This is a genomic window from Enterobacter sp. MGH 4, from assembly GCF_000534735.1.
Classification (GTDB): Bacteria; Pseudomonadota; Gammaproteobacteria; order Enterobacterales; family Enterobacteriaceae; genus Enterobacter; species Enterobacter intestinihominis.
In genome coordinates, this window is sequence record NZ_KI973289.1 from 842,710 (window position 1) to 866,199 (window position 23,490).

The following is a 23,490-nucleotide window of genomic DNA, read 5'->3' on the forward strand; positions in this document are numbered from 1 at the left end:
ATGGCTAATTATCGCAAGAGAAAATAACCGCAAATATAGCGAGATCAGCGATACGAAAATTGAGGGGTTTACACCGGTGATAGGTTCGATAATTCCGCCGCCACGTCGACGATAGCAACGCCGCCGGTGCTGAAACTCGCTTTCAGTGTCGGTGGTGTTGAACAACGAGCCCTGAGAGGCGTTAACTTCTAAGCCGATAAAATCAGAATCAGGAAAAGTAGATTGAAGTAAAAACGTCCTTTATGATGACTCAAAGGTTAGCCCAAAAGGAAATCATGACAATGAGCGTTGGATTAATTACAGACGAGCCAGGACGTTTCTACACCTTCCAGTCTACATTGCCAGCCGGTGAATATTTCGAATTTCGCCCACGCAATCCTCCACTGAACTCAAAACCCATCGTTGATGACGAAAGCGGGATGTGTATTGGTTATTCCGTCGCTCAGGCTCCCGGTTTATGGCAGATTTATGATGCAGACGGCATGTTTGTTAGGCTGGAAGAAGCGCCATTAGAAGCCCCCCTGATTGACCCAACAGACCTCGCTCTAATTGCTTTTGGTGCATTTCGTCTTTTACGGGCAGGTCAGGCGTTACTGAAAAGTGGTGTCAAAGCCGGCGTAACTGTGAGGCTCAGTGAGGCTACCATCAGTCTCTTGCGTGGCCGCCTTAAAATGGGCTTATCCGCTCGCGCGCTCAGGATGAGCGAATCATCGGCAAAACACATGCTGACCCCAGGTTGTTATGTGCCTTTATAGATTCAGGAAAAGGCCATTCGTTATGGCATAAGAACGCCGGATCCTCTCAAAAAGCCAGGGCTTTTCCGTTACGAGGCTCGTATGTATAAGCTTGTGGAAGACAGGCAAAATAAAGGCACTTATATTTACAAGTCTTACCGTCTTGAGGTTTTGGTCAGGGAAGCTGACTGGACTATCATGCATTTCAGTACATGCCGTAAGGGGGGATCATGATAGATATCACAAGCGGTGACAGACACCTTAAATTAACGCCTTATGAAAGGCTGGCTGAACCCGAAGAGCCTGCCTATAGCCGTATTATGGTTTGGGTTGAATTCTCAATCCCAGCCTTAAAAACAGAGTTTGCTGCAGAGTTTTTTGTCGGTCAGTTGGAGCAGTTCAGGAATGATACACATGATTTCCATCTGGCCTTAAAGACAGGGGCGAAATTTAAGGATATTAATTTAACCTCGGCATTCGAGCAGGTTGTGCTTAAGTTTCATCAGGCACATTTTGCCGGGGCTGTTGGCGTTAGCATGGTACTTAAGCCTGAAAACCATGCTGACAGTATTACCCTTGATGATTCCTTCGATATTGATGAAAGTTACTTTCCCGACCTGCTCTCTGGACTGGACGACATCATTTCATGGCAAAACTGATGCTTGCATCAAGCCACAAGACCGGCACTCAGAATGCCGGTCTTGTTATGCCATTTACTCGCGATTTTCTCGTATTTAAGCTCTACATGCATCAGGTGCATGAGTTTGCATCCGTTTTTTTCTCCAGCATTTGCCAGTCAGCGCCAGCGCTGGCACAGCATTCCGCAACCGCGTTGTCGTGGCAGTTACAGCGACGACTCATGCTGCCTTCCAGACCGTGTGATTTCAGGAACGACTGCCACTCATGGCTCGTGTACTGACTGCCCTGATCAGAGTGAACCAGTACCTGCTTTTGAGGATTACGCCTCAACACCGCCATAAGTAATGCGTTCAGGACAATCTCTTTTGTCATGCGGGGTTGCATTGACCAGCCGATAACTTTGCGTGAGAACAGGTCGACCACCACGGCCAGATACAGCCAGCCTTCGTGTATTTCGGCCTGAGTATCTGACTGTTCATTTTGAGTGGAAGAATCCGGACCGTACTTCTTTCTCCAGGCGTAAAGACTGTGAGTGGTGATATCGAGACGTGTTGCAACACTGGAAACAGAATGACCACGATCAACAACCTGTTTGACTGCTTCAATTTTAAACTCTTCAGGATAACGCTTACCGCTCATGGGCACCTCTCTTTAAGTCATCTTAAATGACTCTGAGGTGTCTGTTAAACCCGTGGCGATTCAGAGCTAACAGTGGCATGTTCCTCTCAAGTCAAAATCTGAAATTTAAGTATGGGAACGTAATGCGTGAGCTTGTTAAGTAATCTTGCCGAGAAATCTTTTAAATAGAGAATGATTTAAATGAAACTTCCCGCATGGGCGGGAAGTGATGTGTCAATGTGGTCAATATGTGGACTCGGCCTGTAATAAACCATTTTATTTCATTGTGTTAAGGTGTTTAAAATGGCTCCCGAGGGAGCCTTTCATTTCAGAACACTTTTTTATACGGGCGAACCGCGACTTTCTCGTACACGCCGGCTGCGACGTACGGGTCTGCTTCTGCCCAGGCCTGCGCGGCTTCCAGAGATTCAAACTCGGCAATCACCGTGGAGCCGGTAAAACCCGCTGCTCCCGGATCGTTGCTGTCAACGGCAGGCATCGGGCCTGCGGTCAGCAACCGACCTTCATCCTGTAGCAGCTGTAAACGCGCCAGATGGGCAGGGCGAACGGAAAGACGTTTTTCCAGAGAATCAGGTACATCTTCAGCGTAAATCACATAAAGCACGGCAAAGCTCCTTAACCGGTAAAAGTGACATTTACGTTATGTGAAAGCACAAATGACTGCAATGTAAAGATAATAACAATGTTAAAACCCTGATCTGGATGCCCCTTTTTTGCCCTCTTATACGCTTAAATTGCGCCAGGACAAAGTGTCTTATTGAATATGATTGCTATTTGCATTTAAAATCGAGGTTCGGTTTTTTAACGTTGATGATTATGACTTCGATGACCCTTGATTTACCTCGCCGCTTTCCATGGCCGACGCTGCTTTCCGTCGTTATTCACGGTGCTGTCGTGGCGGGTCTGCTCTATACCTCGGTTCATCAGGTTATTGAAATGCCAGCGCCAGCGCAGCCAATTTCTGTGACCATGGTATCGTCCGCGGATCTTGAACCGCCGCAGGTTGCGCCGCCGCCGCCACAGCCCGTTGTTGAACCCGAGCCGGAACCCGAGCCGATTCCTGAACCGCCAAAAGAAGCGCCGGTGGTGATCCATAAGCCAGAGCCGAAACCTAAGCCGAAGCCAAAACCCAAGCCGGTCAAAAAGGTGGAAGAGCGTCCGAAACGCGAAGTGCGTCCGGTTGAGCCACGCACCACGCAGCCGGTTGAAAATGCCGCCCCGTCACGTCCGCTGATGAGTAACACCACGACCGCGACAAAACCGACGGTAACGGCGCCAGCGGGCCCGCGCGCGCTGAGCCGTAACCAGCCGCAGTATCCGGCACGTGCTCAGGCGTTACGTATTGAAGGGCGTGTACGGGTGAAATTCGACGTTACGGCTGATGGACGTGTGGATAACGTGGAAATCCTGTCCGCACAGCCGGCGAATATGTTTGAACGCGAAGTTAAATCGGCCATGCGCAGGTGGCGTTATGAAGCCGGTAAACCCGGCAATGGGTTGATTGTAAATATTGTCTTCCGCCTGAACGGCGGGGCACAGATGGAATAAAAGAAGCCTCCGCAAGGAGGCTTTTTTTTACCTGAGGATCAGTTCCGTGGGAGCTGGCGGGGCTTACCGTCGCTATCCACTGCCACGTAGATGAACAGGGCCTCCGTCGCCTTATAGCGCTGACCAATCGGTTCAGAAGAGACTTTTTTCACCCATACTTCAATGTTAATGGAGATAGACGTATTGCCGCGTTTTACGCAGCGTGCGTAACAGCACACCACGTCCCCCACCGCGACAGGGCGCAGGAAGGTCATGCCATCGACCCGGACGGTTACCACGCGCCCGTGTGCAATCTCTTTTGCCAGGATTGCACCGCCCATATCCATCTGCGACATTAACCAGCCGCCAAAAATATCGCCATTGGCATTCGTATCCGCAGGCATTGCCAGTGTGCGTAAAACCAGTTCGCCCTGTGGGGCGTCATTTGTTGTCATTGTTTTTAAACTCGTAACTGAAGACTTCAGGCGGGATGCTACTATGATTTCTGGCTGGAGAGAATAGGGTTAGCGCCCGCAGCGCGGGCGCCTGAAGGTCAGAAGGACATGGTTACGCCAGCGTAATAGGCGCGGCCCGGTTCGTTATAGGTAGATGCACCGTCATTTTCACGGTAAATCTGCTTGTCAAAGAGGTTGCTGATGCCGGCATTCAGGCGCAGGTTTTTGGTCAGCTGATAGTTACTGCCGATACCCACGATGGAATACGCGCCGATCTCTCTGTTGGACATCGCATTTTCCTCTTTGCGGATTTCAGCGTTTTCTCTGGGCTTCTGGCGGCCGTACATCGTCCAGCTTACGTTGGCTGAAAGCTTGCTGTTAACCTCCCAGTCCAGCATGGTGTTGACGGTATATTTGGGGATAATCGACAACGGATTACCGGTGTCTTTACTTTCAGACTGAATCATATACGTCGCATTAGTACGCCAGGTTAGCGTGTCGCGAATAACAGGGACGGTGAGGTTGCCTTCCAGCCCTTCAACAACGGCCTTACCGCCGTTCTCCCATTGCAGGATATTTGCGTCGCTGCTTGTCTGCCCCAGCACGTCCGTTCCTGAAACGATCTTGTTTTTGTAATCATTGCGGAACCAGGTAATTCCAGCCTCGTAGCCTTCCAGGACAAAGGCCAGGCCGATCTCTTTGTTCACGCTGATTTCCGGATCCAGATCCGGGTTACCTAACAGGTAACAGCTTCCTTCGGAAACGTTATTCGGGCAGCCATTACCGCGGGTGGAAAGCAGATAGCCTTCGCTGGATTGATACAAGTTTGGCGCTTTAAATACCCGAGCGATACCCGCTTTAGCCTTGAACATGTCACCCAAATCCTGAGAGAGGTTCAGGCTCGGACTCCAGTTGCTGCCAAATTGATTGTGATAATCAAAGCGGAGCCCTGGGATCAGGTTGGTGCCCTGACGCGCTTCAATATTGTCCTCAAGATAGATGCCGGTGAGGTCAGCGCTGTTTTTGCTGTTGCGCTCAGAAGCCGTGCCGGGAACGCCGTTAATCACTTCTCCCGACACATTTGTCGACTGCATTGAGGCCGGATCGTTCAGTTCATCACGGTTCCATTCTGCACCCACGGTTAGCGTCTGTTCGACCAGCCAGAAGAAAGGAATGTTCAGTTCACCCGTTGAACGGTATGATTCCAGCCGGCTGGTATCGTATTTATCGCTATTGATCATCCCTTCAACTTTGCCCGTAGAGCCTTCTTCCAGTCGGGTGTTGTTGGTCTTTTCATAATAAACCCCGAACTTTGACTGACCCCAGTCCCAGATGCCGTTGTGCGTAATGCCATAAGACTGGCGGTACATTCGGTTGGTTTCGTGACCATACAGGGACGACACCAGACCGTCAGGGCTGACGTTGCTGTTGCTGTATTGAGTATCACCCGCGTAGATATTGCCCTGGCGGCTGTAGCTGTAGTCGAAATCGATAATCTGCTGTGGCGTGAGTTTCCAGGAGAGCAGGGCATTGATGTCCTTGTTACGTACGCCCTCTCGCCCGGCGGCGTAAGAGCCGTTTTGCGCGGTGTTGATGTCCTGAGCATCTGCGTCGGTTTTGTTGATGTTCCCGTACAGGCGCATCGTTAACGCATCGCCCGCGAGGGGGCCGCTCAGATCAAAATTAGCGCGTTTCGTCGCCCCCTCTTTATCATTTTCAGGCTGGTTAGTGTACAGGGAGAGGGAGCCGTGCCAGTCGTTGGACGGGCGTTTGGTAATGATGTTGACGACGCCGCCGGCAGCCCCCGAACCATAGCGGGCGGCAGCTGGTCCCCGGAGTACTTCAATGCGCTCAACCATCTCTGGCGGAACCCAGTTGGTGTCCCCGCGGGTGTCGCGCTCCCCGCGCCAGCTGTAGCGCACCGAGTTACGTGACGTCACCGGCACACCGTCAATCAGAATCAGCGTGTTCTCTGGCCCCATACCGCGGATGTCGATCTGACGGTTGTTACCACGACTGCCTGTCGCGCTGTTTCCGGTGAGGTTAACCCCGGGCATTTTGCGAATAATTTCCGAAAGATCGTTAACCGGTGGATCCTTTTCTATGTCCTTTGCCGTGATGATGGAAACCCCCGGCTGTTGCTTTAGGGCCTCTTCAGCGGTTGCCTGAACGACCATTGTTTCACCATCGGCGAGAGGATCTTCCGCTGCGTGCGCGCTCTGGTATAGCGTTGAAAAAATGGCGAGTGTAAGTGTAGCCGGGGCAAATCTTATTATGTTATTCATCAACTCATTTCCATTTGTTAAAAATGCGATGAAGAATATTAATGATAGTGATTCTCATTACAATAAAGCGACAGCAATCTCCATAAAATCTTCATGATTCGGACATTTTCGCAGGAAGATTGTGGAGAAAAGAGAAGGCGGGAAAAGAGGCCAGACCGCGTGACGATCTGGCCAGAAGGATCAATGCTTGTCATCCTGCGGCATGTGGCGATAAATATAAACGCCGCTGAGCAGGGTGAAGATAAGGGTCAGCGCCGTCAGGCCAAACACCTTGAAGTTGACCCAGATATTCTGCGGCAGCCAGAATGCGATATAGATATTCGCCAGACCACACAGAATAAAAAATAGCGCCCAGGCGATATTCAGACGCCCCCACACAGCCTGCGGCAGCGTCAGTTCTTTCCCCAGCATGCGCTGGATCAGCGGCTTCTTCATCACCCACTGGCTGATGAGCAGCGCGCCCGCAAACAGGCCGTAAATCACTGTGACCTTCCATTTGATAAATTCATCATTGTGGAAGAACAACGTCAGACCACCAAACACCGCCACCATCAGGAAAGTGATGAGCGCCATCTTTTCAACTTTGCGATAGCGAACCCAGCTGTAAATCAGCACCACAGCCGTTGCCACAATCAACGCCAGCGTGCCGGCATAGATGTCGTACAACTTATAAAAAGCGAAAAATACGATCAGCGGTAAAAAATCAAGAAACTGCTTCATTCTGCGATCCCGGTTACTGACGAATTAACATGTACAGGCGGAACAAATAGACCAGCAGTACAGCTGAAATCAGATTGCTCAGCGTATTGGCGACAACCGCGCCGACGTTTGGCGTTAATACCGCAAAATTCGGCGCAAACAGCAACAGTAGAGTCTTGGCCAGCAACCAGCTGATAACGGCCGGGGCGACCAGACGCATATTCGCCCACGCGAGCCTTATGCTGCTGCGCATGGCGGTGAAAATACCCATTTTGTCCTGCACAACCATTACTGGCGCAAATGAAAGCACGATAGCCAGCAGCACGCCCGGAACGACAACCAACATTATCCCCATCTGGACCAGCAGCGTGGTCAGGAAGATGAGGATAAACAGTTTCGGCAGCACCGGAGCACTGGCCCCGATGGCACGTAACGCGCTGACGCGTTGGCCGGCAGACACCAGCTGGATCATCAGCAACACGCCACCCGCCAGAATGGCGTTGCCGATCAGCCCCGAGAAGGTAGATGCCGCAGATGCACGCAGCAAGATTTGCTGTTGCTCTGGCGTCATATTCTGCACAAGGTCAAATAACCCTGCGCTGCCTGCAAGATGATCCCCCTGGCTCAGCGAGGCAATCTGTTCATCACTGGGTGAGAACGCATGACCCAGCACCACCGTAATGAAGGCGCACAACAACGCGATCAGTAAAAAAGTAACGAACTGATTGCGGAAAAAATTTCCCGTGTCACGGTAGACAGACTTCGCCGTGATAGACATGCACTCTCCTTGAGTATTGCAGGTGTTAATTAGCCGGCAATTGTACACCGGATAACACGCTGGTGGCAGCATCAAGGCTTGTATGGAAAAGCATATCTTTGTAAAGCGGCGGTAATCCATAGCGGGCGCGGGCGCGATTGCATGCCTCATTGACCTGCCCATCCTCTCCCGACATCGCGAAAGTGCGGCACGGGCTGGGGCGATCCGCGTAAATGGAACAGCGGGTGGATACCCCAGGTTCACCTTGCAGTGCCACACAGCGGCTCTGTTTTTGGTTGGTGCCGCGCATGCAACGCAGGAAAGGGGTCAAGGGTTCAGTGAGATCAACCGGAACGGTGCCGCCGCCATCGCTGGCTTCAGCCCAGTAGAAAGAGACTCGAAAATACGCACAACAGGCTCCGCACGTCATGCACGGGTTATGATCACTCATGGCACACCTGCAAAAGTAGAACGCATCAAATCAGATTGTGAGAGCGATAAATTATCCAGCCGCTACAGGAAGCGCAAGAGAGGAAAAACAGAAAATTTTTTAACTATGAAATGCCAAAAATTGACGCGGTAACAACTTATTGCTTTATGAGGCGTCACCAAAAATTAACCTAGATCAATGAATGTTAACTTACTGGTTTTAATGTGATCTGTGTTAGATCACTTATTACTCATTTGTGAGTATATTCTCCTCCGCAATTAAAACCACAACGATGGAGCGGATATGAAAAAATTAGCGGTGGCAGCCCTTATCTTAAGCAGTCTCTCTGGCGGCGCGTACGCGCATGAAGCAGGTGAATTCTTTATTCGTGCCGGTTCGGCAACGGTGCGTCCAACGGAAGGTTCCGACAATGTACTGGGTATGGGCGGGTTTAACGTTAGCAATAACACCCAGTTAGGCCTGACATTCACGTATATGGCTACGGATAACATTGGCGTTGAGCTTCTGGCCGCCACGCCATTCCGTCACCGCGTCGGTTTAGGGCCGACCGGGGACATTGCTACGGTGCACCATTTACCACCAACCCTGATGGCGCAGTGGTACTTCGGCGATTCCAGCAGCAAATTACGCCCTTATATTGGTGCAGGCGTTAACTACACCACCTTCTTTGATGAGAAATTTAACGATACCGGTAAAGAGGCTGGGCTATCCGATCTCAGCCTGAAAGACTCATGGGGCATGGCGGGGCAGGTTGGTCTGGATTATCTGATTAACCGTGACTGGCTGATCAACGCCTCGGTCTGGTATATGGACATTGATACGGATGTGCGCTTTAAAGCTAGCGGTGAGCAGCAGAGTATCAGTACCCGTCTGGATCCGTGGGTATTTATGTTCTCAGCGGGTTATCGTTTCTGACAGAAGATATATCCCCGGTCAGCCGGGGATTGCTGTATGGTGGTTGTTCCACATACCTGGCTGGAGGGGATATCCCCAACATCAAATTTGAGTGTCCGGTTTGTGCAGGTAAACAGTTTCAGTTCACGACGTTCAGCCCAGCACATAGCCTACCTCACGGTGCTATCTGTTCCGTTTGCGGAACACGTCTCACCACTCATTCATGCCTGCCGAAACTCAGACGACGACGGTGGCCAAAGCCAGTAAACTAGATAAGGCCTCTGAGAGGCCTTTTTCGATCGTGAAATCACTTCTGAATTAAATAACGAATCGTTGGTCCGTCCTGCTGGATATCCAGCACGGTATAGCCGTGATTTTTGGCATCAAGCGGAATGTTATTGATCGACTGGGGGCAATCGCTCACCACTTCCAGAATTTCACCTTTCTTAAGCTGCGGTAACGCCTCAAGCGTGGCGACAGCCGGGTAAGGGCAGGGTTCACCCACCATATCGAGACGATAATCAGGCACGATCTCTTTCATGCGGCATTCTCCTGAGTTTCAGTTTTGACGGTGGCACGCCGGAAGAAGCGCTTTTCTTGCGCAATAACCAGTAAGAAGGCGATAAGCAGCAGGGCGTAGGTCACCAGGAGTCCCCCGAGTGGACCAAAGGTTTTCAGCAGGTTGACCTTGTCCCAGTTTGTTGCCAGTACCGGCGAGACGTCATCCCAGTAGCAGGCCAGAAGGGTAGAGCCAATCACGTTACCCAGACCCACCCACCAGTAATGCACCTGGCCTTCCACGGCGCGATACATCCAGCCGGTTTCACACCCGCCCGCCAGCACAATGCCAAAACCAAACAGCAGTCCGCCAATGACGGCATTTGGGCCCGCCCACATGATTTTTGGTTCCACGCCGAGCTGAACATAGCTGAAGATGCCAATTGCGCTCACGGCCATCCCGGCAATAATGGCTTTCGCCATCATGGTACGTCCGGTGATCCACATATCGCGAAACGCGGAGGTAAAGCAGATCTGCGCGCGTTCAATCAGCAGACCAAAGCCGATGCCGAACAGCATGGCCAGACCGAGTTTGGGCTGATTCATCGCCGTGCAAATCGCCCAGGCAACCATAGCAAAAAAGACCAGCATACCGAGGCGGAAGCGACGACGCGCCTGATCGGGTTTTTGCGTTAACGGAGATGCAGCGCTAACTTTCGTCATTTTCACCGGAATGCGGAACAGTGGCAGCAGGGTGAACTTTGCACCGAAATATGAGCCTATGGCGGTGGCGACGGCAAAGAACCAGGCATGCAGCGAGAACTGCGGAATACCGGTAAAGAACGCGGCCAGATTACAGCCCATCGCCAGGCGGGCGCCAAACCCGGCAATGATGCCGCCGACCACGGCCTGCATAATGCGGATGCGGCTTTTCGGCATGCGCAACTTAACGTTGTTGGCCCACAGCGCGGCCGCAAAACAGCCGCCGAACATGCCAATGATCATCATCCCGTCGATGCGGGTCAGCGGTGTGCCCTCAAGATGGATCAGTTTGAAGTAGCCCCACTCTTCGGCATGGACGCCTGCCAGCTGTAATAGCTGCCCACCCCAGCGGGTAAACTCGCCCGTAACAGCCCAGAAGGTGCCGGTAATACCGAAATAATAGGTAGAGAGAATGCCTGCCGCGATAACGGCCGGAACAGGTGACCAGAACTTAACCAGGTAAGTCTGTTTGAAGGAATGCCAGGACATGAATAACCTCTGAACTCAGAAGGGTAACGCTAAAAAGAGCCCAGATCATACGCTTACGCGAAAGTTTGAAAAGTCATTCACACCGAAAATATCGACAGGATCAATTTTGACCTGCTTCTTTCAGGAAGAGAGAAGGGAAAACCGCCTGACGCCGGGGCCAGACGGTGTTAACGGTTACGCCTTGTGTGTGGCCGCTTTCATGGATGTGACGAATGCGTGTAACTCAGCCAGCATCTGCTCTGGCTTATCCACATTCTTCTCGATGATTTTCACGATAGCCGAACCGGAAATGGCCCCGGCGGCTTTCGCGTCAATCGCCGCAGTAACCTGATCCGGAGAGGAAATCCCAAAGCCCTGAAGCGGCGGCGCAGCATGGTATTCTGCCAGCTTCTCCACCAGATGATGCAACGGAAGCGCGGCTTTGTTTTCCGCACCGGTGACGCCCGCACGGGAGAGCAGGTAGGTGTAACCCCGTCCGTAAGAGGCAATCTGGCGCAACAGATCGTCATCGGCATTCGGTGGACAGATGAAAATCGGCGCGACGTTGTGGCGCATCGCCGCCTGACGGAACGGCGCAGACTCTTCAACGGGCACGTCAGCCACCAGCACGGAGTCAACGCCCACGCGGGCGCACTCTGCGTAAAACGCATCAATACCGCGGCTGAACACCAGGTTGGCGTACATCAGCAGGCCGATCGGAATGGTCGGGTGCTTCTGGCGAATCGCCGCCAGCATTTCGAAGCACTGGCCCGGCGTCACGCCCGCAGCAAACGCGCGAAGCGTCGCGTTCTGGATGGTCGGGCCATCCGCCAGCGGATCGGAGAACGGAATCCCCAACTCCAGCGCGTCGGCACCAGCGTCAATCAGGGTATCGATAATCTTCAGCGACAGCTCCGGACCGGGGTCGCCCAGCGTCACGAAGGGAACGAAAGCGCCTTCCTGGCGGGCTTTCAGTTGTGCAAATGCGTTGTCGTAGCGTTCCATCAGATTTCCCCTCGTGCTTTCAGAATATCGTGAACGGTGAAAATATCTTTGTCACCGCGACCGGAAAGGTTTACCACCAGCAGCTGCTCTTTTTCCGGGTTTTCCTTCATCATTTTCAGCGCGTGTGCCAGCGCGTGGGAAGACTCCAGCGCCGGGATGATCCCTTCATTGCGGCACAGCGTTTTGAAGGCCTCCAGCGCCTCGTCATCAGTGATGGAGACATAATCCGCGCGGCCGGTGCTGTTGAGGAACGCGTGCTGCGGCCCTACGGACGGGAAATCCAGCCCGGCTGAAATTGAGTAAGACTCCTCAATCTGCCCTTCATCGGTCTGCATCATCGGGGCCTTCATGCCGAAATAGATCCCCACGCGGCCATGCTTCAGCGGCGCACCGTGCTCACCCGTTTCAATGCCGTGGCCGGCAGGCTCAACGCCAATCAGCCCAACGCTGGTTTCGTCGATAAAATCGGCAAACATGCCGATGGCGTTAGATCCGCCGCCAACGCAGGCGATCACCGCATCCGGCAGGCGACCCTCTTTTTCGAGGATCTGCGCTTTAGTCTCTTCTCCGATCATGCGCTGGAATTCACGCACGATGGTCGGGAACGGGTGTGGGCCTGCCGCGGTACCGAGCATGTAGTGGGCGGTTTCGTAGCTGCCAGACCAGTCGCGCAGCGCTTCATTACAGGCATCTTTCAGCGTGGCAGAACCGCTGTGCACAGGGATCACTTCCGCCCCCATCAGACGCATACGGAACACGTTAGGCGACTGGCGTTCAACGTCTTTCGCCCCCATATAGATGCGGCACTTCAGGCCGAGCAGGGCGCTGGCGAGGGCAGAGGCCACGCCGTGCTGGCCCGCGCCGGTTTCGGCGATAATTTCGGTTTTACCCATACGTTTGGCGAGCAGAGCCTGGCCAAGCACCTGATTAGTTTTATGCGCGCCGCCGTGCAGCAGATCTTCACGTTTAAGGTAGAGCGTGGTTCTGGTGCCTTCGGTCAGGTTGCGGCATTTGGTCAGTGCCGTCGGACGACCGGCGTAGTTTTTCAGCAGGTCAGTAAACTCCGCCTGAAACGCCGGATCTTTCTGCGCGCTCACGAACGCTTCTTCCAGCTGGCGCAGCGCGGGCATCAGGATTTGTGGGACGTACATCCCACCAAACTCACCAAAATACGGGTTAAGTAATGTCGTCATCTTCTCTTCCTTAATATGCACGCAGAGTTTTAAATACCGATGCCAGCTTGCTGGCGTCTTTTATGCCCGGTTGGGACTCTACGCCTGAATTGAAATCGAGGCCGGCGCAGCCGGTTTTGGCTGCTTCCACACAGTTATCGGGGCTTAATCCCCCCGCCAGCAGGACATTGTCCAGCACTTCGCCACGCAGCAGTGACCAGTCGAAACGCTGCCCCGTACCGCCCTGGCCGTTGTCGAGCACGTATTTATCAACATGCGTAAGGTTACGCGCGGGCAGGATGGCGCCAACACTTTGCGCTTTCCAGATCTGAACCTGAGGTGCCAGAACATGTCGCAGAGCATCGATGTATGTCTGATCTTCATCGCCATGTAGCTGAACCGCGCTCAGGGATAACGCGTCTGCTTTTGCCGCAACGTCGTTAATATCCGCATTGCGGAACACGCCCACGTAGCTCAGTGGCGCAGCCGCAATCACCTTGCGCGCCTGTTCTTCATTAACGGCGCGAGGAGAGGACTCAACAAAGATCAGACCACCATAGATTGCGCCCGCCTCATACGCGGCCTGCGCATCCTGTTCACGGGTCAGGCCGCAAACTTTGTTCTCACCCAGCAGCACGCGGCGCACGGCCGCATTAAGATCGTCGTGTTCCATCATCGCGGAACCGATCAGGAAACCGTTGGCAAAGTGGCTGAGTTCGCGCACCTGAGCGTAGCTGTTGATTCCGGATTCGCTGATCACCGTGACGCCCGCACCCAGACGCGGCGCAAGCTGGCGCGTACGGTTGAGGTCAATCGACAGGTCGCGCAGGTCGCGGTTGTTAATGCCGACCACTTTGGCTTCCAGCGCGATGGCGCGCTCCAGCTCCTCTTCGTTGCTCACTTCGGTAAGCACGCCCATATTCAGGCTGTGCGCGACGGCGGAGAGCTGGCGATACTGTTCGTCATCCAGCACGGAGAGCATCAGCAGGCAGGCATCGGCCTGGTAAAAGCGCGCCAGCCAGATCTGATACGGGTCGATAATAAAGTCTTTGCATAGAATCGGCTGCGGCGCGATGCCGCTGACTACGGGCAGAAAATCGAAGCTGCCCTGGAAATATTTCTCATCCGTCAGCACAGAAATGGCAGACGCATGATGCTTGTAGATACCGGCAATACGCGCCGGGTCGAAATCGTCACGGATCACGCCTTTGGACGGAGACGCTTTTTTACACTCCAGAATAAACGCGGTACGCGCGCCCTGGAGGGCATCATAGAAACGACGGCTGCTCGGAACGACGTCATTCTGAAAACTGGCGAGCGGCTGCTGTTGCTTACGGGCTTCCACCCAGATGGCCTTATCGGCGACGATTTTCGCTAAAACGGTCTGCATTATTTACCCTCTTGCCGCAAGTGCGGTAACGCGGTCGTAAGCTGCACCGGAGCGCAGTACGTCCAGAACTTTTTGGGCGTTGGCTTTCAGATCTTCCTCGCCATGTAAACGCATCAGCATGGCTACGTTGGCCGCCACGGCGGCCTCATGGGCGGCCTCACCTTTACCTTGTAATAAGCGCGTGAGAATGTCACGGTTTTCTTCCGGCGTGCCGCCCGCCAGGGCGTCCTGATGGTACGGGGTCAACCCGAAATCAGCGGCCTCAAGCTGATAGTTCAGCACTTCGCCGTTATTCAGTTCGGCCACCAGCGTGGGCGCATGCAGGGAAACTTCATCCATCCCGCCGCTGTGGACCACGGCGGCGCGTTGGTAACCGAGGACGCGCAGCGTCTCCGCAATCGGCAGGACCAGCTCCGGACTGTAAACGCCAATCAGCGCCAGCGGCGGGTGCGCCGGGTTAATGAGTGGACCGAGCACATTAAACAGCGTCCGGGTTTTAAGCTGCTGGCGAACGGGCATCGCGTGGCGGAAACCGGTGTGATACTTCGGCGCAAACAGGAAACAGACGCCCAGGTCATCCAGCGCTTCACGGGAACGCTCGGCGTTCATGTCCAGGTTGATACCGAAAGCCGCCAGCAGGTCGGACGATCCGGAACGGCTGGACACGCTGCGGTTGCCGTGCTTCGCCACTTTCAGTCCGCATGCCGCCGCCACAAAGGCGCTGGCGGTCGAAATATTGATGCTGTTGCTGCCGTCGCCACCGGTCCCAACGATATCGGCAAACGGATAGTCCGGGCGCGGGAACGGGGCAGCATTTTCCAGCAGCGCGGTTGCCGCACCGGCGATCTCCTGCGGGCTTTCGCCGCGCACTTTCATGCTCACCAGCACAGCGGCCAGCTGCTCAGGCTTCAGCTCGCCGCGCACGACGGCGGAGAAAAGCTGGTGGCTCTCCTGCTGGCTCAGGGTCTGGGCCTGATACAGTTTTTCCAGAATCGGTTGCAGGGTGTTGGTCTGCTCCAGCTTTTGCAGCGCCCAGTTGAGCGTTTGCTCCAGCAGGCGCGCGCCGTTAGACGTCAGGATAGATTCCGGGTGGAACTGCATCCCGCAGACGCGATCCGCATCGTGACGCACCGCCATCACCATCCCTTCAAACGAGGCGTTAATCGTCAGCCCGGCCGGAATATTGCTGCCGACCAGTGAGTGGTAACGCGCCACCGGAAGCGGGTTCGGCAGACCGGCAAACATCGCCTGACCGTCATGTTCAATGCTTGACGCTTTACCATGCAGGATCTCCCCCGCCTGACCCACGTAACCACCGTAGGCTTCGACAATCGCCTGGTGGCCGAGGCAGATGCCGATAATCGGCAGCTTGCCGCGCATACGGGTCAACAGCTCTGGCATACAGCCCGCTTCGCTCGGTGCGCCTGGCCCCGGGGAGAGCATCAGCACCGGGTTTTGCATGGTCGCCAGACGGTCAATCAGCGTCTGGGCCGGAACGTGGTTGCGATAGATAACGACGTTGTGCCCATTCGCACGCAGCTGATCTGCCAGGTTGTAGGTAAAGGAGTCGATATTATCGAGCAGCAGAATGTCAGCCATCAGAAAATCTCCTGTGCATGGTGTGCGGTAGCAATGGCGCGCAGTACCGCGCGCGCTTTACTGCGGGTTTCGTCGGCTTCCGACTGCGGAACAGAATCCAGCACAATCCCGGCCCCGGCCTGGACGGTAGCAATGCCGTCCTCAACGTAGGCGGAGCGAATCACGATGCAGGTATCGAGGTCACCGTGAGCGGTGAAATAGCCCACCGCGCCACCGTAGCTGCCGCGACGGCGGCCTTCAGCTTCGGCAATCAGCTGCATGGCGCGGACTTTCGGCGCGCCGCTCAACGTGCCCATGTTCATGCAGGCGCGGTAGGCGTGCAGGACGTCGAGGTCGTGGCGCAGCTCACCCACCACGCGGGATACCAGATGCATGACGAAGGAGTAGCGGTCGACTTTGGTCAGGTCTGCCACATAGCGGCTGCCCGGCGTACAAATACGCGCCAGGTCGTTACGCGCCAGGTCAACCAGCATCAGGTGTTCGGAGAGCTCTTTGTGGTCGGTACGCATTTCCAGTTCGATGCGGCTGTCGAGATCGCGGTCCAGGGAGCCATCGGCACGACGGCCGCGTGGACGGGTTCCCGCTATCGGGTAGATCTCAATCTGGCGGCTGGTGGCGTCGTACTTGAGGGAGCTTTCCGGTGACGCGCCGAACAGAGTGAAATCATTGTCCTGCATAAAGAACATGTACGGGCTTGGGTTGCTCTTTTTCAGCACATCGTAAGCCGCCAGCGGCGACGGGCAGGGCAGTGAAAAGCGACGGGACGGCACCACCTGGAAAATCTCCCCGGCACGAATCGCTTTTTGCATCTGACGCACCACCGCGCCGTACTGATCGTCGGTCTGACTCACCTCGCAGGTCATCTTTTCAACACGCTGCACCGGGAGCGCGGGCGGTGCTTCTGACATCTGCTGTTGCAGTTGGCCGATGCGCTGCGCGAGGCGATTTTTCTCAGACACAGATGGCGTGAACAGGCTGGCCTGAATGCGGGTGTATTTTTTCTGATGGTCGATCACCAGCAGGGTTTCGGCCAGGTAGAAGCAGTAGTCCGGGCAGCGGTTACCCTGCTCGGTTTCCGGTAAATCTTCAAAGCCAGCAACCAGGTCGTAAGCAAACAGCCCGCCAAAGAACATTGCTTCGCGCTCATCTTCCGGCACAATGACCAGATTTTGCAGCAGGCGGAAGGCGTCGAAAACGGAGAGTGAGCAGAGGCGGGCATCTTCATCCAGCAACTGGCTTACCGGCGGGAAATGCAGAATTCGCAGGTCCGGATGACGCTCATTTTCAATGCCTGAAGGCAGAGCCGCATCCAGCAGCGGCAGCAGCGACGCGCCATTCTCGGATAACGCCTTAATAGTGACAGTGTCACCCGATGCGGTAATGCGCAGCGCGCTGTCAACCAGCAGCAGGCTTTTGAGATCGTCCTTGCTGTCGATATCAGCAGATTCCAGCAGCAGCGTCGCAGGACGTGCACCGCACACCTGATGAAAGAGCGCGGTAGGGTTATGGCGATAGGCCGCCTCGCAGGTCAGCAGTTCGAGGTGGGGTTTGGCTGTTTGCATGTTGTTATTCTCATATTCTGTTCAAAAAAAAGCCCGCTTGGGAGCGGGCCGGGTATCTGTTTGCTTTTCGCAGACGCGTGACACTGCCCGAAGATCAGGAAGTACGCCACCAACCGTGCAGAGCGAAATGTGCTGTCATTTCAGATACCTTTCTCGTGTGAACTTGCGTACTAGTTAACTAGTTCGATGGCGTGTTGTCAACCCCTGATTTCAGTATTTCGCGGTAAGTCGGTATCATAGGTGCTTCGGATGTCTCCAGACTGTTATGGGAAGTGCTTTGAGCGATACCACCTACGCCGTAATTTATGATTTACACAGCCATACGCAGGCTTCAGATGGCCTGCTGACGCCCGAAGCCCTGGTCCATCGCGCCGTTGAAATGCGTGTCGGCACGCTGGCAATAACCGATCACGACACAACAGACGCCATCCCCGCCGCGCGCGCCGAGATTGCCCGAAGCGGGCTGGCGCTAAATCTGGTGCCCGGGGTCGAGATCTCCACGCTCTGGGAAAACCACGAAATTCATATCGTTGGCCTGAATATTGATACAGAACATCCGGCAATGTGCGCATTTTTGCAAGAACAAAAAGCACGACGCAATCAACGCGCGGAGTTGATAGGCGAACGTTTTGAGAAGGCGCATATCCCCGGTGCGCTGGAAGGCGCGCGCAAGCTGGCGAACGGTGGGGCGGTCACGCGCGGCCATTTCGCCCGTTTTCTGGTTGACGCCGGTAAAGCGACGACCATGGCGAATGTGTTTAAAAAGTATCTGGCCCGCGGGAAAACCGGATACGTTCCTCCCCAGTGGTGTACAATAAAACAAGCTATTGATGTGATTCATCATTCTGGTGGTAAGGCCGTATTGGCCCATCCGGGGCGGTATAATCTTTCTGCTAAATGGCTGAAAAGGCTGCTGGCCCACTTTGCCGAATCCGGCGGTGAGGCGATGGAAGTTGCCCAGTGTCAGCAGGCACCCAATGAGCGTTCGCAGCTCGCGACCTACGCCCGTCAGTTTGGCCTGCTTGGGTCACAGGGTTCAGATTTCCATCAGCCCTGCGCGTGGATTGAACTGGGGCGCAAGCTCTGGTTACCCGCTGGCGTTGAGCCCGTCTGGCAGCTCTGGGAACAGCCACAGCAAATTGAAGAGAGGGAAGTATGAGTCAGTTTTTCTATATCCATCCGGATAACCCACAGCCACGTCTGATTAATCAGGCTGTGGAAATCGTCCGTAAAGGTGGCGTTATTGTCTACCCAACCGATTCTGGCTACGCGCTGGGCTGTAAAATCGAGGATAAAGGGGCGATGGAGCGCATCTGTCGCATCCGCCAGCTGCCAGACGGCCACAACTTCACCCTAATGTGTCGCGATCTCTCTGAGCTGTCGACCTATGCGTATGTCGACAACGTGGCCTTTCGCCTGATCAAAAACAACACGCCGGGAAACTACACCTTCATTCTGAAAGGGACAAAAGAGGTGCCGCGTCGTCTGTTGCAAGAAAAACGTAAAACCATCGGCATGCGCGTGCCGTCGAACCCGATTGCCCAGGCGCTGCTGGAAACCCTCGGCGAGCCGATGCTGTCTACCTCGCTGATGCTGCCGGGCAGTGAGTTTACCGAGTCCGACCCGGAAGAGATCAAAGATCGTCTGGAGAAAGTGGTGGAGCTGATTATTCATGGCGGCTATCTAGGCCAGCAACCGACCACCGTGGTGGATCTCACCGAAGACGCGCCAGAAGTGATTCGTGAAGGCGTGGGCGATGTTAAGCCTTTCTTGTAAGGGTGTAAGCAGATATACTACGCGGCCATCAAAGCAGGGCGCTGCCCTGTTTTTGACCTGATTCGACGCCTGTGAAGGCGCATAGGAAAAAATAAATATCATTACAAATCAATGAATTGCCTTGTTAGCATAAAGGGCAATCATCGTTTTGTGTGACAGCTTTAATTTCACTCATAATCCCATTTTTTATGCACATCGTTTTCCCCCTTGCTCCATTCAGATTTAACTTAAATGGAGATATACATCTACTCGGGCATATACCGGTATCTGTGCCTATCAATCATTATTGTCTCAATGATTATTTGAGAACAATTCTCAATTGAGATGTTTTATGATAAAATATCATTCTTGATAGATTGACTCAGAGAGAGTGAATATTGCTTACAGGGTCCATTTTGCCTTCGTTTACCCCCCCATTAAGGGATGAGTATAACCGGATGGCTATTATCCTGAAGTCAGCAGGATTAACACTGACAACTTCACGTATAAATATTTCGCACCACCTTACTCAAACGTCTATTCCTAGCTCAGCATTAGAACTTTCAAAACTCCTGAACATCCCGCTTTCAACAACACACCGTAATCTTTCATCCTTGGCCTATGCTGGTTTAGCCAATAACATCATTGACCGCTCAGGGATATCTCGTTGGTTTTGGTTAGTCGAGGGAAAGGTCAATTTTTGTCCATGCTGCAATCAGGAATTCATGGTCCACAGTTAGAAACTCTTGCCGAACACAGAACACAGTGGTAATCTGATAAGGACGCTGGTTTTTTTACCAGAAACTTTTCTAAGTAAAAATTTTCAATCATGCCTGTATTCCAACGCCAGCAGTGGTGTGGGTCTGCTGGGCTTTCTGTGCTTCAGTTTTTACTGGTTTTTATTAATACCTGTAAACCTGTAACCTGCGTGAGGATCTATCTAACACTACTGAAGGAGGCGTATGCAGCAATCTGTCTTATCCGTACAACAACCTACTGATGTACTGACATCTCACCGTGACAATGGTCATTACACACTGATCCATTCCTCAACCTATCTCCACGATGGTTTGACCTATAAGCTTAACCATAACCCGTTAAATAAGCGTAGCAGTCCGATACGAAAAGAAATTATCGACAGGTTTATTGACCAGCTTCGCGCTATGTTGTCGCACTATAACGAACTGTATGGATTCCGCTTTGACTTGTCTGTCCCTGAAGGGATGTCTGTTGATGAAAGCAACAAACTTATTAGCCAGTTGTTTACTCGTCTGCGAGGTGAGTTCACTGCAAAAGCCTGGAACAATCAGCCAATTAAAAAATTCGCATATGGCTGGGTTCGTGAGAAAGAAAGGGCTAAACAAGTTCATTACCACTGCTGGATAGCTTTACCATATTTCCAGGTAAACACTGCTGGCTTTGAAGATAAAGGGATTATTGGAAGGGTAAGCCGTATCTGGTCAGAACTCACGAATGGAGTTTCCCGTGTCCATCTTCCCGATGATGGATATAGAATCAAAAGAGGCGATCACGATTCACTTGTTAAGATGGTCAAACGGATTTCATATCTTGCCAAGAATCGCGGGAAGTATTCTAATGGTAAAGGGCAGCAAACATTCTCTGCGTCGAGGGTACAATTTAAGACGGCTAATACGCTGCACTAGAATCCTTCGTAGGAAGCCCTGTATCAAACTTTACTTAGCAAGTGGTGTCGTGGCATTACCTACATGCTAAAAACCTCTCAGGGAGTGATACAGGCTGTTTAACCGGGCTCTTTATTCCTTCGTTCAGCTCAGTATTTAAATTACTGAGCATTATTCTCATTTTTGTGCAATGAATGACCACAGGGCTACTGCTTTCATCGGCATAGCCCTTTTTGCATTTCTCAGTTTTAAACCGAATTAAAAATGAGCTCATGCAACATTCTCAAAAAAACTAAAGTGGCTACGATTACATCGTTGCAATGTCAATGCCTAAGATTGACCTAACATTATCATCATATTTAAGACAACTTGAACGGGCCAGCAATCGCTGAACATTCCTATCATAAAACCCACCCTCCGGAGAAGATATCATCATATTTTTAAGGACCAATGACTTGTTATCTGCATTTAGTTGTTTGATTAAGTCATTGATGTTAGTAGTTAGGAGCTGTATATGTGCTTGTGTACGATTATTGCTCAAAATGGTTTGGTCAACTTCTTTAAGCAAGTTTCTTGCCTTGGAGAATGGTCCTTGGGACTTCTTGAACGTGTCCTCAAACTGAAGGTCAAGAGGTACAATATTAAAAGCATCAAGTGCGTTACCCCATGGGAAAGAAGATATTCCTTGAACGCGATGTTGTGCTGAATATAACTGTTCCCATCTGGAAATACTATCGGTCACAATAACTGAGCCTGTTACTTGCGCTATAAATAAAGCCATTTCATAATTAGGCCCATTCCGCGATATCATTAATTGCCCGCCACTACCTACTGATGTTTTTTGTAATAATGTCAGAGGTGATGACTCTGCATTTAGTTCAGATGTAGTAATTATCTCACTTGCTGACATTTCATTTAAACCAAACTGACTTACAAGGAAATTAACTCTCATGTCTCTAGGCATTAATGCCGTTGAATTTAGTAAGTCCTGAGTCGATAATATGAAATGTCGTTGTAAATCTTGTTTGTGTATAGGCTCATTTCTTTGGCCTCTATCCCTGGCCATGCCTAACATTGCTCGCATGAGCTCAGTATCAAATTCGACCGGTTCAGGAATGATGTTTATCAAACCAAGTCCAATAAATGGTTCCATCTGAAGGAAAAATAAAAAATCCTTGAGTGATTGATACTTATATTGTGATGGGGATTTGATGGGGCTAAATTCTGGATTGATAATGTTAGGGTTAAATATTGGAGTCTCAATCAAAAATTCATCAAATAATGATGCCATTGGTACAGCATTTTCAGTTATGGTTCGGATATCTACAGGCCCGGAATATAAACCTCGTAATTTCCCATCCGATTTTGGTAGCAGAGCATATATATCTGTATCAGCAGGCCATAAGACTGAATAGAATTCATATATCTTTATAATATCATCTTCGGAAAGATTTCTTCTGACGTCTGACCACGTCTTACCTTTGTTTAGACCCAAAACATCTTTAATGCAAGTGCAAAATGCGAGATTCCTTTCTCTAATACTTAATAAATCCCATGATGTACGCAAATTTTCAGCAAGATTAAGGCAACAATATTTGTATTTTCTACCACTGCCACACCCACAAATAGAGTTACGACCTATTCGCTCTTTGCTTGTCTTTTTCCGAAGGAATTCGTGTGCGCTAGAAGTTCTACCAAATGCATCTTGATAGTGTACTGAGCCATCCTCAAATTTAACATACATTTCTCCTCCAAAACCCATTATCCCATTCAATGATGGTAAAAGCACATGGCGTAATTCAGCCCAATCATTCTTAATGTCTTTTTCAGGATAAAGCCAATCTTCTCGACCTGCGGCAATGGATTTGTTAGATCTGCTTTTTATGATGTAGTTTATTTTTTTTACTTCATCATCAGTAAGTTTTCGGCTATTAATGAAATTAATGGTGTTAACCATACTATTTCTTTGTCGAGTGGCATTAATTCGTTGCTGAATTGGGTTTGTATTTTTTGGATCTTGTGCATATTCAAGATTTGTCAGAATCAAACAGCGATTTTTGTCTAGAGGAAATATTGTTTGTGAGCCTTTAAGCGTAATGTCTGGATCATTAGGATAAACACAAAGTTCAGAATCGGGAGGGCAAGCATAGTTGTAAACAGTTACTGGATGGTCTGAAAGAATGAATTTGGTTTCAGATTCTGATGCTGAAACTAACTCCCGTACTCCCTCGGCCCATAATGTACAATGCATTGTTCTAAGTGATTGCATTTCCATCATGAGTTGACTTTGATTTAACTCAGAGTATTTGCTTTTAATCCAATCCAAACCTTTAGGTGTTCGTAATTTCTGAGAGTCAATGTACGTAAACAAATCAAGAAAACTATTGTGCCACTGAGCTTGATCATCTCCGAGAAAAGCTCGAATAGATGTTGAACCATTGTTATCTATAGGGCCAAATAATTGTCGTTCTATGTCATCATTTATTTCAGAGCCAAAAAAAGTTGAGTATAAATCAACCTCATAAAATCGCTGGGTTGAGTCTGCCATTTTTTTGA

At 51.7% G+C, this 23,490-nt stretch carries 22 protein-coding genes, 1 pseudogene and 1 other annotated feature; of the genes and pseudogenes, 7 read left to right on the forward strand and 16 right to left on the reverse strand.

Annotation, left to right across the window (positions count from 1 at the left end; all coding sequences use genetic code 11):
* Nucleotides 1–281: 281 nt before the first annotated feature.
* On the forward strand, nucleotides 282–755 hold the full coding sequence (locus L350_RS24610; RefSeq protein WP_240183874.1) for a hypothetical protein: 474 nt from the start codon (nucleotides 282–284) through the stop codon (nucleotides 753–755).
* Between the two features lie 209 nt (nucleotides 756–964).
* On the forward strand, nucleotides 965–1,393 hold the full coding sequence (locus tag L350_RS0122170) for a WapI family immunity protein (protein WP_022648346.1): 429 nt from the start codon (nucleotides 965–967) through the stop codon (nucleotides 1,391–1,393).
* 160 nt (nucleotides 1,394–1,553) lie between these two features.
* Here L350_RS0122170 and L350_RS0122175 read toward each other — a convergent pair.
* Together L350_RS0122175 and L350_RS18325 are read right to left on the reverse strand one after the other, a co-directional pair.
* Nucleotides 1,554–2,012: pseudogene (locus tag L350_RS0122175) on the reverse strand (DDE-type integrase/transposase/recombinase); the annotation flags it as partial.
* A 307-nt stretch (nucleotides 2,013–2,319) separates the two neighbouring features.
* Entirely contained in the window at nucleotides 2,320–2,616 is a 297-nt protein-coding gene (locus tag L350_RS18325; protein ID WP_032624111.1) for a YciI family protein, read from the reverse strand.
* Between the two features lie 221 nt (nucleotides 2,617–2,837).
* Between L350_RS18325 and tonB the strand changes: the two genes are divergently transcribed.
* Nucleotides 2,838–3,560, forward strand: a complete 723-nt coding sequence (tonB, locus tag L350_RS18320) for a TonB system transport protein TonB (RefSeq protein ID WP_032624112.1) — start codon at nucleotides 2,838–2,840, stop codon at nucleotides 3,558–3,560.
* Between the two features lie 38 nt (nucleotides 3,561–3,598).
* On the opposite strand, the gene yciA is transcribed toward tonB, so the two are convergent.
* The 5 genes from yciA to L350_RS18295 all read right to left on the reverse strand — a co-directional run bounded on the left by yciA (nucleotide 3,599) and on the right by L350_RS18295 (nucleotide 8,186).
* Nucleotides 3,599–3,994, reverse strand: a complete 396-nt coding sequence (gene yciA, locus L350_RS18315) for an acyl-CoA thioester hydrolase YciA (RefSeq protein ID WP_032624113.1) — start codon at nucleotides 3,992–3,994, stop codon at nucleotides 3,599–3,601.
* 98 nt (nucleotides 3,995–4,092) lie between these two features.
* The gene (locus L350_RS18310; protein WP_032624114.1) at nucleotides 4,093–6,279 is read right to left on the reverse strand and encodes a TonB-dependent siderophore receptor; all 2,187 of its coding nucleotides are present in this window, start codon (nucleotides 6,277–6,279) and stop codon (nucleotides 4,093–4,095) included.
* A 180-nt stretch (nucleotides 6,280–6,459) separates the two neighbouring features.
* Nucleotides 6,460–6,999 (reverse strand): septation protein A, encoded by a 540-nt coding sequence (locus L350_RS18305; RefSeq protein WP_003856762.1) that lies wholly within the window; start codon nucleotides 6,997–6,999, stop codon nucleotides 6,460–6,462.
* Between the two features lie 13 nt (nucleotides 7,000–7,012).
* Nucleotides 7,013–7,756 (reverse strand): YciC family protein, encoded by a 744-nt coding sequence (locus L350_RS18300; protein WP_023300270.1) that lies wholly within the window; start codon nucleotides 7,754–7,756, stop codon nucleotides 7,013–7,015.
* A gap of 25 nt (nucleotides 7,757–7,781) precedes the next feature.
* Entirely contained in the window at nucleotides 7,782–8,186 is a 405-nt protein-coding gene (locus L350_RS18295; RefSeq protein ID WP_017384228.1) for a YkgJ family cysteine cluster protein, read from the reverse strand.
* A gap of 282 nt (nucleotides 8,187–8,468) precedes the next feature.
* Here L350_RS18295 and ompW point away from each other — a divergent pair, with 282 nt between their 5' ends.
* The gene (gene ompW, locus L350_RS18290; RefSeq protein ID WP_023300268.1) at nucleotides 8,469–9,101 is read left to right on the forward strand and encodes an outer membrane protein OmpW; all 633 of its coding nucleotides are present in this window, start codon (nucleotides 8,469–8,471) and stop codon (nucleotides 9,099–9,101) included.
* Nucleotides 9,102–9,387: 286 nt separating this feature from the next.
* On the opposite strand, the gene yedF is transcribed toward ompW, so the two are convergent.
* The 8 genes from yedF to trpL all read right to left on the reverse strand — a co-directional run bounded on the left by yedF (nucleotide 9,388) and on the right by trpL (nucleotide 17,675).
* Nucleotides 9,388–9,621 carry a sulfurtransferase-like selenium metabolism protein YedF gene (gene yedF, locus L350_RS18285; RefSeq protein ID WP_003856774.1) on the reverse strand — a complete coding sequence of 78 codons (234 nt, stop codon included), beginning with the start codon at nucleotides 9,619–9,621 and terminating at the stop codon, nucleotides 9,388–9,390.
* Complete coding sequence (gene yedE, locus L350_RS18280; RefSeq protein ID WP_032624115.1) at nucleotides 9,618–10,829, reverse strand: selenium metabolism membrane protein YedE/FdhT; 1,212 nt, start codon at nucleotides 10,827–10,829, stop codon at nucleotides 9,618–9,620. The genes yedF and yedE overlap by 4 nt, the downstream gene beginning before the upstream one ends.
* 174 nt (nucleotides 10,830–11,003) lie before the next feature.
* Entirely contained in the window at nucleotides 11,004–11,813 is an 810-nt protein-coding gene (trpA, locus tag L350_RS18275; RefSeq protein WP_022648335.1) for a tryptophan synthase subunit alpha, read from the reverse strand.
* Complete coding sequence (trpB, locus tag L350_RS18270) at nucleotides 11,813–13,006, reverse strand: tryptophan synthase subunit beta (RefSeq protein WP_022648334.1); 1,194 nt, start codon at nucleotides 13,004–13,006, stop codon at nucleotides 11,813–11,815. Before trpB ends, trpA begins: the two co-directional genes overlap by 1 nt.
* 10 nt (nucleotides 13,007–13,016) lie before the next feature.
* Nucleotides 13,017–14,375 (reverse strand): bifunctional indole-3-glycerol-phosphate synthase TrpC/phosphoribosylanthranilate isomerase TrpF, encoded by a 1,359-nt coding sequence (gene trpCF, locus L350_RS18265; protein WP_032624116.1) that lies wholly within the window; start codon nucleotides 14,373–14,375, stop codon nucleotides 13,017–13,019.
* Between the two features lie 3 nt (nucleotides 14,376–14,378).
* Nucleotides 14,379–15,974 carry a bifunctional anthranilate synthase glutamate amidotransferase component TrpG/anthranilate phosphoribosyltransferase TrpD gene (gene trpD, locus L350_RS18260; RefSeq protein ID WP_032624117.1) on the reverse strand — a complete coding sequence of 532 codons (1,596 nt, stop codon included), beginning with the start codon at nucleotides 15,972–15,974 and terminating at the stop codon, nucleotides 14,379–14,381.
* On the reverse strand, nucleotides 15,974–17,536 hold the full coding sequence (locus L350_RS18255) for an anthranilate synthase component 1 (protein WP_032624118.1): 1,563 nt from the start codon (nucleotides 17,534–17,536) through the stop codon (nucleotides 15,974–15,976). The genes trpD and L350_RS18255 overlap by 1 nt, the downstream gene beginning before the upstream one ends.
* Nucleotides 17,537–17,559: 23 nt before the next feature.
* Nucleotides 17,560–17,654 (reverse strand) — a sequence feature (Trp leader region).
* Entirely contained in the window at nucleotides 17,631–17,675 is a 45-nt protein-coding gene (gene trpL / locus L350_RS24160) for a trp operon leader peptide (protein ID WP_071524153.1), read from the reverse strand. (Overlaps the previous feature by 24 nt.)
* A gap of 138 nt (nucleotides 17,676–17,813) precedes the next feature.
* Here trpL and rnm point away from each other — a divergent pair, with 138 nt between their 5' ends.
* The 3 genes from rnm (at nucleotide 17,814) to L350_RS18240 (ending at nucleotide 20,955) form a co-directional block, all read left to right on the forward strand.
* Nucleotides 17,814–18,695 (forward strand): RNase RNM, encoded by an 882-nt coding sequence (gene rnm / locus L350_RS18250; protein ID WP_032624119.1) that lies wholly within the window; start codon nucleotides 17,814–17,816, stop codon nucleotides 18,693–18,695.
* The gene (locus L350_RS18245; RefSeq protein ID WP_003856793.1) at nucleotides 18,692–19,312 is read left to right on the forward strand and encodes an L-threonylcarbamoyladenylate synthase; all 621 of its coding nucleotides are present in this window, start codon (nucleotides 18,692–18,694) and stop codon (nucleotides 19,310–19,312) included. Before rnm ends, L350_RS18245 begins: the two co-directional genes overlap by 4 nt.
* 941 nt (nucleotides 19,313–20,253) lie before the next feature.
* The gene (locus L350_RS18240) at nucleotides 20,254–20,955 is read left to right on the forward strand and encodes a YagK/YfjJ domain-containing protein (protein WP_032624120.1); all 702 of its coding nucleotides are present in this window, start codon (nucleotides 20,254–20,256) and stop codon (nucleotides 20,953–20,955) included.
* Between the two features lie 286 nt (nucleotides 20,956–21,241).
* Here the strand turns inward: L350_RS18240 and L350_RS0122185 are convergent, their stop codons facing one another.
* Complete coding sequence (locus L350_RS0122185; RefSeq protein WP_071993624.1) at nucleotides 21,242–23,482, reverse strand: DUF4238 domain-containing protein; 2,241 nt, start codon at nucleotides 23,480–23,482, stop codon at nucleotides 21,242–21,244.
* Nucleotides 23,483–23,490 lie beyond the last annotated feature (8 nt).